We start from the raw sequence: 13751 nt of genomic DNA, 5'->3' as shown, positions 1-13751 counted from the left end.
CCAACTCCCACGGCCTTCGGCCAGAATCAAAAGCCAAATTGTGTCCGCCGCAGAATGTTGAGTTACCTGCGATCGGCTTCTGCCGAAGGCGTGGGAGCGTTGCTTGCTCGCGATCTGGCGCGAAGCGGCAGCAAATCCTGTGCATGCGGTGGGTCACATGGATCGCAGGCGTCAGGTTTTGCTGCCGGTGCCCGGCAGATCGTAGGCAAGCCAACTCCCACGGCCTTCGGCCAGAATCAAAAGCCAAATTGTGTCCGCCGCAGAATGTTGAGTTACCTGCGATCGGCTTCTGCCGAAGGCGTGGGAGTGCCTGGGTGGCGCTCCCACGGCCTGCGGCCAGAGTCAAAAGCACACCGCAATCAGCCTTTCGCCAATTCCACCAACGCTTCGCGCCAGGACGCATTCCCCGGCAACGCCAGAAAAAACCCGTTGAGCAGCGACTCACGCGCCGGGTAATCGAACGTTTCGCCCATCAGGTCCAGCACCACACCGCCCGCACCTTCAAGCACACCCTGCGCAGCGGCGGTGTCCCACTGCGAAGTCGGGGCCAGACGTGGGTAGCAATCAGCCGAACCCTCGGCCAGCAGACAGAATTTCAACGAGCTGCCGATGTTGGTCAGCTTCAGTTCGCCCACCACTGACGACAGCCCTGCCAATAGCGCCTCCTGCTCCGGGCTGGAATGGCGACGGCTGGCGACCACGGTAAACGCCTCGCCCACACCGGGCTGTTCACGCACGGTGATCGGTTCGACGTGATCAACAGCATCGCTGCGCCAAGCCCCCAGGCCCGCGCCGCCAAAGTAACAGCGATCATTGGTCGGCATCGATACCACGCCGAACACAACGCGCCCGTCCTCGACCAGCGCGACGTTGACGGTGAATTCTTCACTTCCGGAAATAAATTCCTTGGTCCCGTCCAGCGGATCGACCAGCCACCAGCGCTGCCACTGGCTGCGTTCGCTCAGTGGAATGTTGGCATCTTCTTCGGACAGGATGTGAATGCTCGGGTCCAGCGCTTTCAGTCCCGCTACCAACAGCTCGTGAGCGGCCAGGTCGGCAGCGGTCACGGGGGAATTGTCGGATTTGGACGTCACTTCAACGCCTGAGCGCCAGAACGGCAGAATGGCTTCTCCCGCGCGACGGCAGAGGTCGATCACCGGGGCCAGCAACGGGTGGGGCAAATCAGCGAACAGATCATTCATGGCTGGAAGACCCCACGCTGGGTCAACAGATCGCGGGTCAGGTACAGCGCCGCCAAAGCGCGACCTTCGGAAAACTGGGGATGCTGCGCCAGGCTGGCGAGTTCGCGCAAGTTGATCTTGTCCACGCGCATCGGCTCAGGCTCATCGCCCTCAAGGCGCTCTTCATACAGATCGGTGGCGAGCACCACTTGAATCTTCTGACTCATGTAGCCCGGCGACAGCGACAGCTCAGTCAGATGTTCAAGGTTGCGCGCCCCGTAACCCGCTTCTTCCTTGAGCTCACGGTTGGCGGCGGCCAGCACGTCTTCGCCCGGCTCGACCAGCCCTTTGGGCAAGGACAGCTCGTATTCATCGGTGCCGCCGCAATATTCTTCCACCAATACAGCGTGGTCGGCGTCGAGCATCGCCACGATCATCACCGCCCCGTAACCGTTGCCGCGTCCGACCAGACGCTCATAAACGCGTTCGACGCCATTGGAAAAGCGCAACTGCACTTCTTCGACTCGGAATAGACGGCTGCTCGCGACGATTTCACGGGCGAGTACGGTGGGTTTCTGGCGCATGACAAGCTCCTTGGCGTAGACGGGTTACTATACCGTGGCTTTTCTGAATGTCTGTGTCGGAAAACCACAGCGACTTATTCAATGCCGAGAGACCCGTATGCCTTCTTTGCCCTGGCGCGACATCGACACCGTTCTGCTGGACATGGACGGAACACTGCTCGACCTGCACTTCGACAATCATTTCTGGCTTGAACACCTGCCTAAACGCTACGCGGAGCTGCATGGCGTGAGCCTCGCGATGGCAAAAATGGAGCTGACGCCGCTGTTTGAGAAGAACGCTGGCACGCTGAACTGGTATTGCACCGATTTCTGGAGCAGCGAACTGAAGCTCTCGGTGAAAGAGCTGAAAGTGGAAATTGCCCACCTGATCGCGCTACGCCCCGACGCCGAGCTGTTTCTGGACGCCATCAAACAGGCTGGCAAGCGGGTGATCATGATCACCAATGCACACCGGGATTCGTTGTCGTTGAAGATGGAGCGGCTGGAGCTGGCGCCCTATTTCGAGCGGTTGATCAGCTCACACGATTACGGCTATCCCAAGGAAAACCCGCAGTTCTGGGACGCGCTACACGCGGACATCGATTTCGATCCGGCGCGCAGCCTATTCATCGACGACACCTTGCCGATCCTGCGCAGCGCCGGACGTTATGGCGTGAAACACTTGCTGGCCGTGCGTGAACCTGACAGCCGCAAAGGCCCGAAGGAGACCGAAGAATTCGACGCCGTTGAGGATTACCGGACACTGATCCAGGGCCTGTGAATGCCATACGGTGGCAGTCGCAGATGCACAACCTGTAGGAGCGAATTCATTCGCGATACGGCAGTTCAGTCGACGCTTCTCTATCGCCTGTTCCATTTTTCGCGAATGAATTCGCTCCCACAGCGGCACCGCATTTGATCAGCAACACCAAGGACCAATCTCCAATCATCACCCCATGCGACATCCTGCCGCGCTAGAATCCCCGAGCCGACCTGTGCCTTGCGGAGTGAAGATGGACATCAAACAGCTGAAATTCCTGATTGCCCTCGACGAAACCCGTCATTTCGGGCAGGCGGCTGCGCGTTGCCACATCACTCAGCCGACCCTCTCCATGCGTCTGCGCAGTCTGGAAGAAGAGCTGGACCTGCCGCTGGTCAATCGGGGGCAGCGTTTCGAAGGTTTCACAGCCCCCGGCGAGCGCGTACTGGCCTGGGCACGTACGGTGCTGGCGGCTTATGACGGCCTACAGGCTGAAGCCGCTGCCTGTCGCGGTCACCTCGTCGGCACCTTGCGATTGGGCGTCGTGCCACTGTCCAACTTCGATCCGCTGCCGTTGCTGCAACGCTTGCACAGCCATCACCCGAGCATGCGTTTCGAGCTGTCATCCCTCAGTTCCGAACAAATCCTCGACCAACTGGCGAGCAACCGGCTCGACCTCGGCGTTTCATACCTGGAACGGCTGGACTCGGAACGCTTCGACTCGCTGGAACTGGCGGAAACGCGTATGGGCTTGATGTACGACCAGCGCCACTTCAGCTTCGGTGACGCCCCCCTGAGCTGGGAGAGCCTGATCGAATTGCCGCTGGGCATGCTCACCAGTGGCATGCACTTTCGTCAGTCCATTGATCACAACTTCCAGACCCGTGGGCTGGAACCCCAACCGCTGATCCAGACCGACGCCGTCCATCAACTGCTGCAAGCCGTTCAAGCCGGTTTCTGCTGCGCGATCATGCCGCTGGACGGCGGGCTCGAAACGCTGACAGATCACCTGCGTCTGCAGCCCATTGAGCAGGCGCAGACGCTGGCCCGCCTGGGACTCATCATGCGCCGCTCGGCGCCACGATCCGCGCTGGCCGAGGCGTGCTTTGGCGAGTATCACAAAATGATCGCGGCATCTTGATCGACGTCATCTATTACGGCATCAGTACTAGCGATTAGACGCCATCCGACGAGAGGCCTAGGCTAGGGGCCTGGAAACTCTGCCGGTACGTCCCGATGCATACCAAGCACAAGGAAAGCACGGCGCCCGCAAAACAACTGCCCGCGCCTGCCGCAAGCCAGCCCTACACCTACTCGAATCTGGAGCACGACGCTTCTGAGCCCACCGTGCTCGCGGAAGAAGTGGCGCTGGCCATTGCCTTTAACGGCATCAGCCAGGCGGTGATGCTGGTGACGCCCTCCGATCTGGAAGACTTTATCGTCGGTTTCAGCATCGGCAGCGGCATCATTGAATCCCCCGACGAAATCTACGACATCAAGCTTGGCGGCTGCGGCTCTGCGCAAACGGCGGAAGTCGAAATCGCCAGCCGCGCGTTCTGGAACCTCAAGACTCAGCGTCGACAGATGGCTGGAACCACCGGTTGCGGCCTGTGCGGGGTCGAAGCCGTGGAACAGGCCTTGCCCGAGTTGAACGTACTCCCCGGCGCTCCGCTGCCCCCAGCCGAATGGCTTCACGGCCTGCGCGAGCGCCTGGACGAATTCCAGCCGTTGGGCCAGTACTGCGGTGCCGTCCATGCCGCGATGTTCATGAACGATAAAGGCGAACTGCTGCTCGGTCGCGAAGACATCGGTCGACACAACGCCCTCGACAAACTGATCGGGGCGCTGATCCGCCAAAACATTCCCACGGCGGGCGGCCTGGCGGTCGTGACCAGTCGTTGCAGCCTCGAATTGATCCAGAAAGTCCTGCGTGCCGGGATACAAACCCTTGTCAGCCTGTCCTCGCCTACCGGCCTGGCGCTGCAATGGGCGCGTCGGCACAACCTCAACCTCATTCATCTGCCAAAACACAGCGCGCCGCGGGTCTACAGCCCGGCCTTGGAGAATTAACGCGTGAGCATTCACAAACAAGCCGACAAGACCCCCGTTCCTCGCTACAAGCCTTATAAAGGTCCGGCCGGCGGATGGGGTGCGCTGATCAGTGTGAGTAAAGCTTGGCTGACCAGTGACAACGCGCTGAAAAACCTGCGCATGATGCTCAAGACCAACCAGAACGGCGGCTTCGACTGCCCGGGCTGTGCGTGGGGCGACTCGCCGGAAAGCGGCCTGGTCAAGTTCTGTGAAAACGGCGCAAAGGCGGTCAACTGGGAAGCCACCAAGCGTCGCGTCGACCCGTCTTTCTTTGCCCGCTACAGCGTCAGCGCGCTGTTGGAGCAGAGCGATTACTGGCTGGAGTATCAAGGCCGCCTGACCGAGCCGATGGTCTACGACGCCCAGACCGATCGTTACAAACCGATCGCCTGGGACGACGCATTTGCGCTGATCGCCAAGTACCTGAACAACCTGCCCAGCCCGAACATGGCCGAGTTTTACACCTCGGGCCGGGCCAGCAACGAAGCCGCCTATCTGTATCAGCTGTTCGTGCGCGCCTACGGGACCAATAACTTCCCTGACTGCTCGAACATGTGCCACGAGGCCAGTGGCGTTGCGCTGTCGCAAAGTGTGGGCGTCGGCAAAGGCACCGTGACCTTCGACGACTTCGAACACGCCGACGCGATCTTCGTGTTGGGCCAGAACCCTGGCACCAACCACCCGCGCATGCTTGAACCGCTGCGTGAAGCCGTACAGCGCGGCGCCCAAGTGGTCAGCGTCAATCCGCTCAAGGAGCGTGGTCTGGAGCGTTTCCAGCACCCGCAACATGCACTGGAAATGCTCACCAACGGTTCCGAGCCGACCAACACCGCGTTCTTCCGCCCCGCACTGGGCGGCGACATGGCCATGATGCGAGGCATGGCCAAGTTCCTGTTGCAATGGGAACGTGAAGCCCAGGCCAAGAATGAGCCAGCGGTGTTCGACCACGCGTTCATCAACGAGCATACCGACGGCGTGCAGGATTACCTCGCCACCGTCGACGCGACCTCATGGGAATTCATCGTCGAGCAATCGGGCCTGACGCTGGGCGACATCGAGCTGTCTGCCCGGATGTATGCCCGCGCCAAGAACGTGATCATGTGCTGGGCGATGGGCATCACCCAACATCGCCATTCGGTGCCGACCATCCAGGAAGTCGCCAACCTGATGCTGCTGCGCGGCAACATCGGCAAGCCCGGCGCAGGCCTGTGCCCGGTGCGTGGCCACAGTAACGTGCAGGGCGACCGCACCATGGGGATCAACGAGCGTCCACCGGCGTTTTTCCTCGATGCGCTGGAAAAACGCTTCCAGTTCAAAGTGCCGCGCGAAAACGGCCACAATGTCGTCGAAGCGATCCACGCGATGCTGGAAGGGCGCTCGAAAGTGTTTATCGCCTTGGGCGGCAACTTTGCTCAGGCAACCCCGGACAGCACGCGTACGTTCGAAGCCCTGCGCAATTGCGACCTGACCGTGCAGATCAGCACCAAGCTCAATCGCAGCCACCTGGCCCACGGCAAGGAGGCGCTGATCCTGCCGTGCTTCGGTCGCACCGACATCGATATCCAGGCTGAAGGCCCGCAGGCCGTCACCGTGGAAGACTCCTTCAGCATGGTTCACGCGTCCAACGGCCAATTGAAACCGCTGTCACGTCACATGCGCTCCGAGCCCGCCATTCTGGCAGGCATCGCCAACGCCACACTGGGCAAGCAGCCTGTGGACTGGTTGTGGCTGGCAGCAGATTACGGGCGCATTCGCGACCTGATCGCCGACACCATCCCGGCGTTCAAAAACTTCAACGAGAAGATCAAGAACCCGGGCGGTTTCTATCTGGGCAGCACGGCCGGTTCGCGTAAATGGAACACGCCAAGCGCACGCGCGAATTTCAAGGCAAACGAGCTGCCGGTTGATCTGGTGCACGAAAGCATCCGCGGAACCGGCATCATTCCAGACCTGATCATGCAGTCGATGCGCTCCCACGATCAGTACAACACCACGATCTATGGGCTGGATGACCGCTATCGCGGCGTGAAAGGTCAACGAGACGTGATGTTCCTCAACGAAGCCGACATCGTGCGCCTGGGCTTCGTACCCGGCCAGAAAGCCGACATCGTGTCGATCTGGGGCGATGACATCGAACGGCGCGTGAAGGGCTTTACCCTGCTGCCGTTCGATATTCCGGCGGGCCAGGCAGCGGCGTACTACCCAGAGGTCAACCCGTTGGTGCCGCTGGAAAGCATTGGCGAGGGCAGCCATACGCCAACGTCCAAGTTCGTGGCGATCAAGCTGGAGCGGCACGCCGAGGTGGCGCGGATAATATGACGGTCCTACCTCACGCGGCCTCATGCTTTTGATTCTGGCCGCAGGCCGTAGGAGCTGGCTTGCCTGCGATCTGCCGGGGACCGGCAGCAAATCCTGAGAACGTGGTGTTTCTGAAACAACGCAGTCTCTGGTTTCACTGCTGCTCCGCAACAGATCGCAGGCAAGCCAGCTCCTACGGCCTGCGGCCAGAACCCCAATCAAAAGCCACAAAAAAGGCCCAAATCGCATGATTTGGGCCTGTGGGAAGTAGTCTAGGACTCGTTAAACCTCTGTAAGTTCCGCATCAAAAACAATAACTTAGGCTTTTGTATACAAGTCGTGTTATTCGTCGGATTTCGATTGTGACATTTTCTTCATGATTGCAGGATCGCGTCGTCATCCCTACGAGCATCCCTACATGAAGTATTCCTCGATTCTGTTGTTGTCCCTCTCGCTGGCCACCGGTTTCGCCTCAGCAGGCGATAACCTGAACGCTGGCGTGGGCGGCGCATTGGGTGGGGTACTGGGTTCAGTTGTCGGCCAACAAATCGGCGGCAGCACCGGTTCTGCCATCGGCGCAGGACTGGGCGGCGCGGCTGGTGGCGCAGTGGGCGCCAACCGTCACAACCGTACTGAAGCGGCTATCGGCGGCGGTTTGGGCGCGGCAGGCGGCAACGTGATTGGTCGCAGCGTCGGCGGCAGCACCGGCAGCCTGATCGGCGCAGCGGCAGGTGGTGGTGCCGGTGGCGCGCTGGGTAACTATATGGGCGAAGAGAGCCGTCGTGACGACAATCGTCGCGGCTATCGCGGTGATCGTCGCGACTACCACGGTGGTCATGGCAAGCGTCACTACGACCACGGCCGTCATCGCGGCTGGCGTCATCGCTGACAGCAGCGCAATGCCTTCGACAGGTATATTCACCGGCCGCCGATAACGCGGCCGGTTTGCGTTTCCAGGCGCTTCAGAGCACCAGACGCTCCATCGCCGCGCGCAACGCCACAGGAATCGGCACGGGCTGATTCGAGGCCCGATCCACGAACACGTGCACGAACCGCCCCGCCGCGCACGCCTCTTCTTCACCCACTCTGAACACTGCCAGCTCGTACTGCACTGAACTGTTCCCCAGTTTTCCGACGCGCAACCCCACCTCAATCAGGTCGGGGTAAGCGACTGACGCAAAATAGTCACAGGACGAACTGACCACAAACCCCACGACATCCCCGTTATGAATATCCAGCCCACCCTGCTCGATCAGGTAGCTGTTCACAGTGCTGTCAAAGAAGCTGTAGTAGGTGACGTTGTTCACATGGCCGTAAATGTCGTTGTCATGCCAACGTGTGGTGATGGGCTGAAAGTGGCGGTAGTCGGCGCGTATCGGCGTTTCGCTCATGCGTTGTCCTCGGTGGGCAAGTGCGGACCTGACACTACGACGATTTAGGGTATCCATGAAACCTGTGGGAGCGAATTCATTCGCGATGGCGGCGTAACAACACCATCACCTGCGCCTGAGACTACGCATCGTGAATGAATTCGCTCCCACAGGAGACTACATCTGCAGTCCCTACTGAAGTTGGCCCAGAACCCAAGCCCTCACTTCGCCATAGGGATACTCCTCCAGCACCGCGAAACCAGGAATGCCCCGGGCCTTGAGCTTGGTAAACACCGGCACGCTGATTCCGCATAAAAACCGGGTCAGGCATTCAACGCTGGGATCATGCCCCAATGCCTGCAAATGCTTGCTGACAAACTCGCTGCACAAATCCTCCAGATCCCGCTCATCGAGCGGCTTCAGCTCGGGAGGCTCCGGCAACACCGCGACATGCCCTGCACACACCGAGCAATGCCCGCAGCGCTCGGGCGCCCGCTCATCGCCAAAGTACTGAGCAAGGCGATGACTCAGGCACTGTTCGCTCGCGAATAGATCCAGCATCGCGTGAATACGCGCCACTTCGGTCGTCTCATGATGCACGAAGTAAGCGTGAAGCTCTTCGCTCAGCACCTGGATATCAAAATCCGTGACCAGCACGTTGTACACGTCGGTCATCTGCTTGGTTTCCAGCTCGATCCAGCCCTTTTCCTGAAAGAAATCCAGCGCCGTCACCACGCGTCCGCGCTCCGCTTGGTATTGCTGGTAAATCGCGTCGAAGTCCACCGTCGCCCAGGTTCGCGCGCGGCGTGACGTGTCGACCAACGCCTGCACGAACTGCTGACGCTCTCCCTGGAACTGCTGCACCAACGCGCCTGGCTCGATCAAATATTTGAAGCGGTACTCCGCGAAATACGAGTAACGAGGGGCAATGATCCCGCGCAGTTCGAGCTGAACAAGCAGCGTTTTCAACGGCAGCTGGCGGATGTTGCTCATGTCGGAAAGATGCAGCAGCAAGAATTCCCACTGGCCGTCATGGCGCGCACTGAGCAAATCCTCCAGCACCCGACGAATCCCCTCACGCTCGGGCGTGTCCCCGTACACGAAATTTTCCAGCACGTTTAGGCTGTCGCGATTGGCCAGCACCAGACACTCGGAGACGGCACCGTCGCGCCCTGCCCGGCCAATCTCCTGGCTGTAGTTTTCGACGGATTTGGGCAGATCGAAATGCACGACGTTGCGGATGTCACTTTTGTCGATGCCCATCCCGAACGCAATGGTAGCGACGATGCAGTTCAGGCGCCCCGCCATGAACTGACGCTGGATCGACTCGCGTCTGTCGTGGGGTAATCCGGCGTGATAGGCCTGCGCCGGAATGCCCTGCTCCGCCAAATGCGCCGCCACGAATTCGGCGGTTTTCTGCAACGTGACATACACGATGCTCGGCTGCCCGGCCCGCTCGCCCAGCCACTGCGTCAGGCGTCTGCGTTTGTCGCGCCCCGGCGTGGGTTCGACCAACAGCGTGAGATTCGGCCGATAAAACCCGGTCGTCACCACGTCTTTGGGCGCGATGGCGAATTTGCTCTGCATGTCTTCGATGACGTGTGGAGTGGCAGTCGCGGTCAGCAACAGCGCTTGCGGGATATTGAATTCGCGCTGGTAGTCCGGAAGCTTGAGATAGTCTGGGCGGAAGTTATGCCCCCATTCCGAGATGCAATGCGCCTCGTCGATCACCAACAGCGAGATCGGCACCTGCGCGATGAAGTGCCGGAATCGCTCATTTTTTAGACGCTCTACCGAAATCATCAGAATTTTCAGTTCTCCGGAGCGGGCGCGGTTCATCACGTCTGTCACGTCTTCACGACTCTGTGCCGAATCGATACTGGCGGCTGAAATCCCATGGCGTTGCAGAAAAGCGAGCTGGTCCTGAATCAGCGCCAGCAACGGAGAAACCACCAGTGTGAGGTTTGGCAATAGCAAGGCTGGCAACTGGTAACACAGCGACTTGCCGGACCCGGTGGGAAAAATCGCAGCAGCGGAGCGACCCGCCAATACCGCGCTGATCGCTGCCTCTTGTCCGGCGCGGAACTGCCGATAACCGAAAACCTGCTCGAGCGTTTGATGCATGTGCCGCCCTCCATGAACCGTCGCAAAAGCCTGCACCTTAGCGCGGCAGATTCGGGCGACGAACACCTAAACCGTTACAGAAATGCCAAACAGGATACATCTCTGATAAGCGAGGGATGTGCATGGCTAGCAAAACGACATTGCGGCGTTTAACCTCGCCGCAACTTTTACTCACATCTGATTTCACTCGCTGAAGAGGGCCTAGACGCCCCATTGCAGCACGAAAATCGCCAAGGAGAGGCCATGCAACCCACCCTGCCGCCCGAGGATGACGGCCAGATCGTCATGCAGCGTCTGACGCCGGACCAGTTCGACGTCGTGCTCGGTTCGCATCCCGTAAAAAGAAAACTCCCACCTGCCAAAAGTACGTGGCCGCTCAGCAGCGTGTTGATTTGTCTGGCGCTAGTGATGGCGATTATCTACCTCGTCGCTCAGATGTTTCATACGCAGAAACCCGCTCCGATGCCCGTCGCCACGTTACCGGCGGCTGACGTCATCGAGGCACCTGAACCCGAGGCTCAAACACCCGAAATGCGGACGACCGAGCAAGTGGTCTACGTCGCTCCCAAGCTAGATACCACCCAACCTGAGGCGTCAAAGCCGCTTGACGACTGCATGAAGCAAGGCAATGTGATCGACCGAGACGTCATCAATTGCCGGTTTGGCGATATTCAACCGACGGACTACAACGCACCCCGACCACAGGGCATGGTGTCTGACCGTTACATGGCGCAGTACAAGGCGACCGCCGCCAAGCCTCACGCTGAAACGGGCCGTCGCTATGAAGTCGCGGGCGTACTCATTAGGGAAGTGGATGGGCGCAATCGGTATGAAGCGCGCTACCGCATTTACAACAATCACGTTGAAAACAACAGCGTGTGCATGAACTTCAAGACCGACAGCGTCGAGTACCGTGAGTGCCGTCGTGCTGCCGCGCCCTATTTCAAGGATATGTGCAGCGACTGGACCAAGCGTGCCGCCAAAGACAAGGATGAGAAAAACAAACTCGCACAAGAGCAGTTTTGTGAAGCAGCGGCTACCTATCGACCCTGAGCAACTACCGACACAATTAGAAGCAATGACATTGGATTATATCGAGAAACAGTTACTCCTTTGTCAAATGAACTATCTCAACCTACCTTTTGGGCACCTCACAACCAAAAGGTAATTGAACATGAGCGTACTAACGGTATTTTTTTGCGGAACGGGTTCTAACCAATACGACATCCACAATAAGAGTTATTGGAACGGGGAGCTGATTTCCACGCTGGCCTCCAATATGACCAGCAAAGAGTTTGTGGACTGGATCATCATCGACGGTCCGGGCAGCGGTAACTTGCAGGCTGACGAACTTTTTATCGAACCCGGGGGCTATGGCTTGACTGGAACGCTGTTCGGTAAAGGCTGGGAAGAAAACGTTGCCCATGCGCTCGCTATCATCAAAGGTAAAACCGACTGGCAGCGCAAAAAGCTAACCAAACAAGAATACGATCGGCTGAAAAAGGCGAATATTCCAATCGATGATCTTGATCGCACAGGGTGCTGGCTGTGGCGCACTTATGACTACGGGGATCGCAAAGTCACCCCTCAGCAGCTTCAAGAAAAGATCATTCAGATCTTCCGCAAGAAGGATGAAAAAGGTAGACCCATCCCCAAGCAAGTCAATCTGGTGGGCTGGAGCCGCGGGGGTATCAGTTGCCACATGCTGGCGAATGCCATGCAGGCAGACCCCGATCTGAAACACATCGCCGTCAACATCTTCGCCATTGATCCCGTGCCGGGTTTGCTCAACTTCCAGCAACACCGCGTTGTGTTGGGGCCGAACGTCAAGCAATACATCGGCTTCTACGCTCGTGATGAGCGCTCTAGAGGTTTCGCCTGTGTTGCCCCAAAAACGGCACCAGGAACATCGGTTCATATTTACCCAATGGCGGGCCGTCATGCGACGCTTGTAGGGAACGCTGCGATTGACGGCGCCAACGGGCAGAAAGCACTCGTCGAGCCCGGCCTTATTCTTCGCCACTACGCAGAACAGTGTTTAACACGTTGGGGCGCGGAGCTTGACAAGAAACTCAACTTGTCTATCGCGACCGTTGATGAGTATTTGAAAGTGATCGCGAAAGACGATCTCAAATACGTGAGCATGCGCAAAGAGAGTTATACCGCCCTGACCGAAAGCGATAAGGACGAACGCAAAATTTCGTGGGGCGATAAGGGCGTCAAATTTTCGGACGTCAGTGGCTCGGGATTTATTCCTAATGCGGCATTGGCGGCGCCTATGGCGCCTTCCTCCAGTTATCATAAGGCCGTCGTTTATTGATACAATTCAAACCTCGTTACATCATCAGTAATTAAGTTCAACTAGACCCACTGCACTAACAGCTAGACCCATTGACCTTTCTTCGCCAAGCTTGATTGCAAGTCAGTGTCATCCAGGATTCTGCAAAACGGCGTGCCCTCGACCCGGATTACCGATGAACGGCGAGCGCACGCCTTTAAACCATCGCACAACGATATTTTTCGGCAGTGCCTGATAAAACCGAGTTTTCAGCGGTCATACCTTCCGCCAAGCAGAGGCTTTCAGCCGATCACTTCAGGAAAACCCATGACCCTCACTCGTTACCTTCCGCTCATGTTCGCTGCACTGATTGCCACTCTTGCAGGTTGCGGCGACAAGAACCCTGAAAAAGCCAGCAGTGCCTCCGCTGACGCCCGCGGCCTGTCAAAATCGATGACGGTAGACGTGAGCGGTGCCATGAATCTGCACTACGAAGCCAAAGGCGACGCCGTCAGCGTTGGCTTCCTGCCCGGCAAGCTGCCCGGTGCGAACTGGCTGACGCTCAGTGCGGACCAAGAAGCAGACGGTGATCGCAACGAAGTCAGCATCGGGCCAATCCTCGGTTTCTCCTTCGAGGACCCGGACCAGCAGAAACAGGCAATCATGTTTCAAGGCGGGCGTGTGGAAGTCGCCCATGATGAAAACAGCGCGTCCTACGACACCGGCTCGTACTACCAGTATTTCGACACAGACAAGGACGGCGCGAACAGCAACGTCAAACTCGACTTCAGCAAGATCGAGAAGCTGACGTCATCCAACAAACTGTTGGACCGTTATAGATTGGTAGGCACGTTTCAGTTCAACGCCGCACTCTCCCCCGAACAGCCCACCGACGAATGCACCAAAGAAGCCGCCGCCTTCGCGGCCCAACACGGCGAACGCCACCCCGGTTTCGACGCGAAGCTGTGCAACGCGAAGAACGTCGTTGCCAAGGGCAGTTTCGACATCACCCAGGATTTTCCGGTGACTGAGAAATCCGGCTGAGCCATAAGATCGGGCAAGACTGACGCTAAAAGATATCCATAA

12 protein-coding genes are annotated in these 13751 nt (G+C 58.5%); 8 read left to right on the top strand and 4 right to left on the bottom strand.

The genetic code is table 11. The annotated features are described in order from the left end of the window. Nucleotides 1–359: 359 nt before the first annotated feature. Both cysQ and nudE read right to left on the bottom strand, forming a co-directional pair. On the bottom strand, nucleotides 360–1202 hold the full coding sequence (gene cysQ / locus ACIQAL_RS12885; protein ID WP_401145805.1) for a 3'(2'),5'-bisphosphate nucleotidase CysQ: 843 nt from the start codon (nucleotides 1200–1202) through the stop codon (nucleotides 360–362). Beyond that, on the bottom strand, nucleotides 1199–1765 hold the full coding sequence (gene nudE / locus ACIQAL_RS12880; protein WP_166594180.1) for an ADP compounds hydrolase NudE: 567 nt from the start codon (nucleotides 1763–1765) through the stop codon (nucleotides 1199–1201). The genes cysQ and nudE overlap by 4 nt, the downstream gene beginning before the upstream one ends. Before the next feature lie 97 nt (nucleotides 1766–1862). Between nudE and yrfG the strand changes: the two genes are divergently transcribed. From yrfG to ACIQAL_RS12855, 5 genes are all read left to right on the top strand, one after another. After that, nucleotides 1863–2525, top strand: coding sequence for a GMP/IMP nucleotidase (gene yrfG, locus ACIQAL_RS12875; RefSeq protein WP_401145803.1), 663 nt, complete (start codon nucleotides 1863–1865; stop codon nucleotides 2523–2525). A gap of 232 nt (nucleotides 2526–2757) precedes the next feature. Continuing rightward, the gene (locus ACIQAL_RS12870) at nucleotides 2758–3645 is read left to right on the top strand and encodes a LysR family transcriptional regulator (RefSeq protein ID WP_401145801.1); all 888 of its coding nucleotides are present in this window, start codon (nucleotides 2758–2760) and stop codon (nucleotides 3643–3645) included. A gap of 95 nt (nucleotides 3646–3740) precedes the next feature. After that, the gene (fdhD, locus tag ACIQAL_RS12865; protein WP_401145799.1) at nucleotides 3741–4574 is read left to right on the top strand and encodes a formate dehydrogenase accessory sulfurtransferase FdhD; all 834 of its coding nucleotides are present in this window, start codon (nucleotides 3741–3743) and stop codon (nucleotides 4572–4574) included. A 3-nt stretch (nucleotides 4575–4577) separates the two neighbouring features. After that, on the top strand, nucleotides 4578–6914 hold the full coding sequence (locus ACIQAL_RS12860) for an FdhF/YdeP family oxidoreductase (RefSeq protein ID WP_401145796.1): 2337 nt from the start codon (nucleotides 4578–4580) through the stop codon (nucleotides 6912–6914). A 397-nt stretch (nucleotides 6915–7311) separates the two neighbouring features. Continuing rightward, a complete protein-coding gene (locus tag ACIQAL_RS12855) occupies nucleotides 7312–7782 on the top strand; it encodes a glycine zipper domain-containing protein (protein ID WP_166594176.1) in 471 nt (156 codons plus the stop codon). A 73-nt stretch (nucleotides 7783–7855) separates the two neighbouring features. Here the strand turns inward: ACIQAL_RS12855 and ACIQAL_RS12850 are convergent, their stop codons facing one another. Continuing rightward, on the bottom strand, nucleotides 7856–8284 hold the full coding sequence (locus tag ACIQAL_RS12850) for an acyl-CoA thioesterase (RefSeq protein WP_401145793.1): 429 nt from the start codon (nucleotides 8282–8284) through the stop codon (nucleotides 7856–7858). A 171-nt stretch (nucleotides 8285–8455) separates the two neighbouring features. Continuing rightward, on the bottom strand, nucleotides 8456–10387 hold the full coding sequence (locus ACIQAL_RS12845; RefSeq protein WP_401145791.1) for an ATP-dependent DNA helicase RecQ: 1932 nt from the start codon (nucleotides 10385–10387) through the stop codon (nucleotides 8456–8458). Nucleotides 10388–10630: 243 nt separating this feature from the next. Here ACIQAL_RS12845 and ACIQAL_RS12840 point away from each other — a divergent pair, with 243 nt between their 5' ends. The 3 genes from ACIQAL_RS12840 to ACIQAL_RS12830 all read left to right on the top strand — a co-directional run bounded on the left by ACIQAL_RS12840 (nucleotide 10631) and on the right by ACIQAL_RS12830 (nucleotide 13709). Further along, a complete protein-coding gene (locus tag ACIQAL_RS12840) occupies nucleotides 10631–11440 on the top strand; it encodes a hypothetical protein (protein ID WP_401145790.1) in 810 nt (269 codons plus the stop codon). 121 nt (nucleotides 11441–11561) lie between these two features. Continuing rightward, complete coding sequence (locus ACIQAL_RS12835) at nucleotides 11562–12707, top strand: hypothetical protein (RefSeq protein ID WP_401145788.1); 1146 nt, start codon at nucleotides 11562–11564, stop codon at nucleotides 12705–12707. Between the two features lie 285 nt (nucleotides 12708–12992). Then, nucleotides 12993–13709 (top strand): hypothetical protein, encoded by a 717-nt coding sequence (locus tag ACIQAL_RS12830; RefSeq protein ID WP_401145786.1) that lies wholly within the window; start codon nucleotides 12993–12995, stop codon nucleotides 13707–13709. The last annotated feature ends 42 nt before the right edge of the window (nucleotides 13710–13751 follow it).

It is taken from the genome of Pseudomonas sp. NPDC088368, assembly GCF_044753445.1.
Classification (GTDB): domain Bacteria; phylum Pseudomonadota; class Gammaproteobacteria; order Pseudomonadales; family Pseudomonadaceae; genus Aquipseudomonas; species Aquipseudomonas bambusae.
Note: the sequence above shows the minus strand (reverse complement) of the source record. Positions and strands in the feature narration are given on the sequence as shown.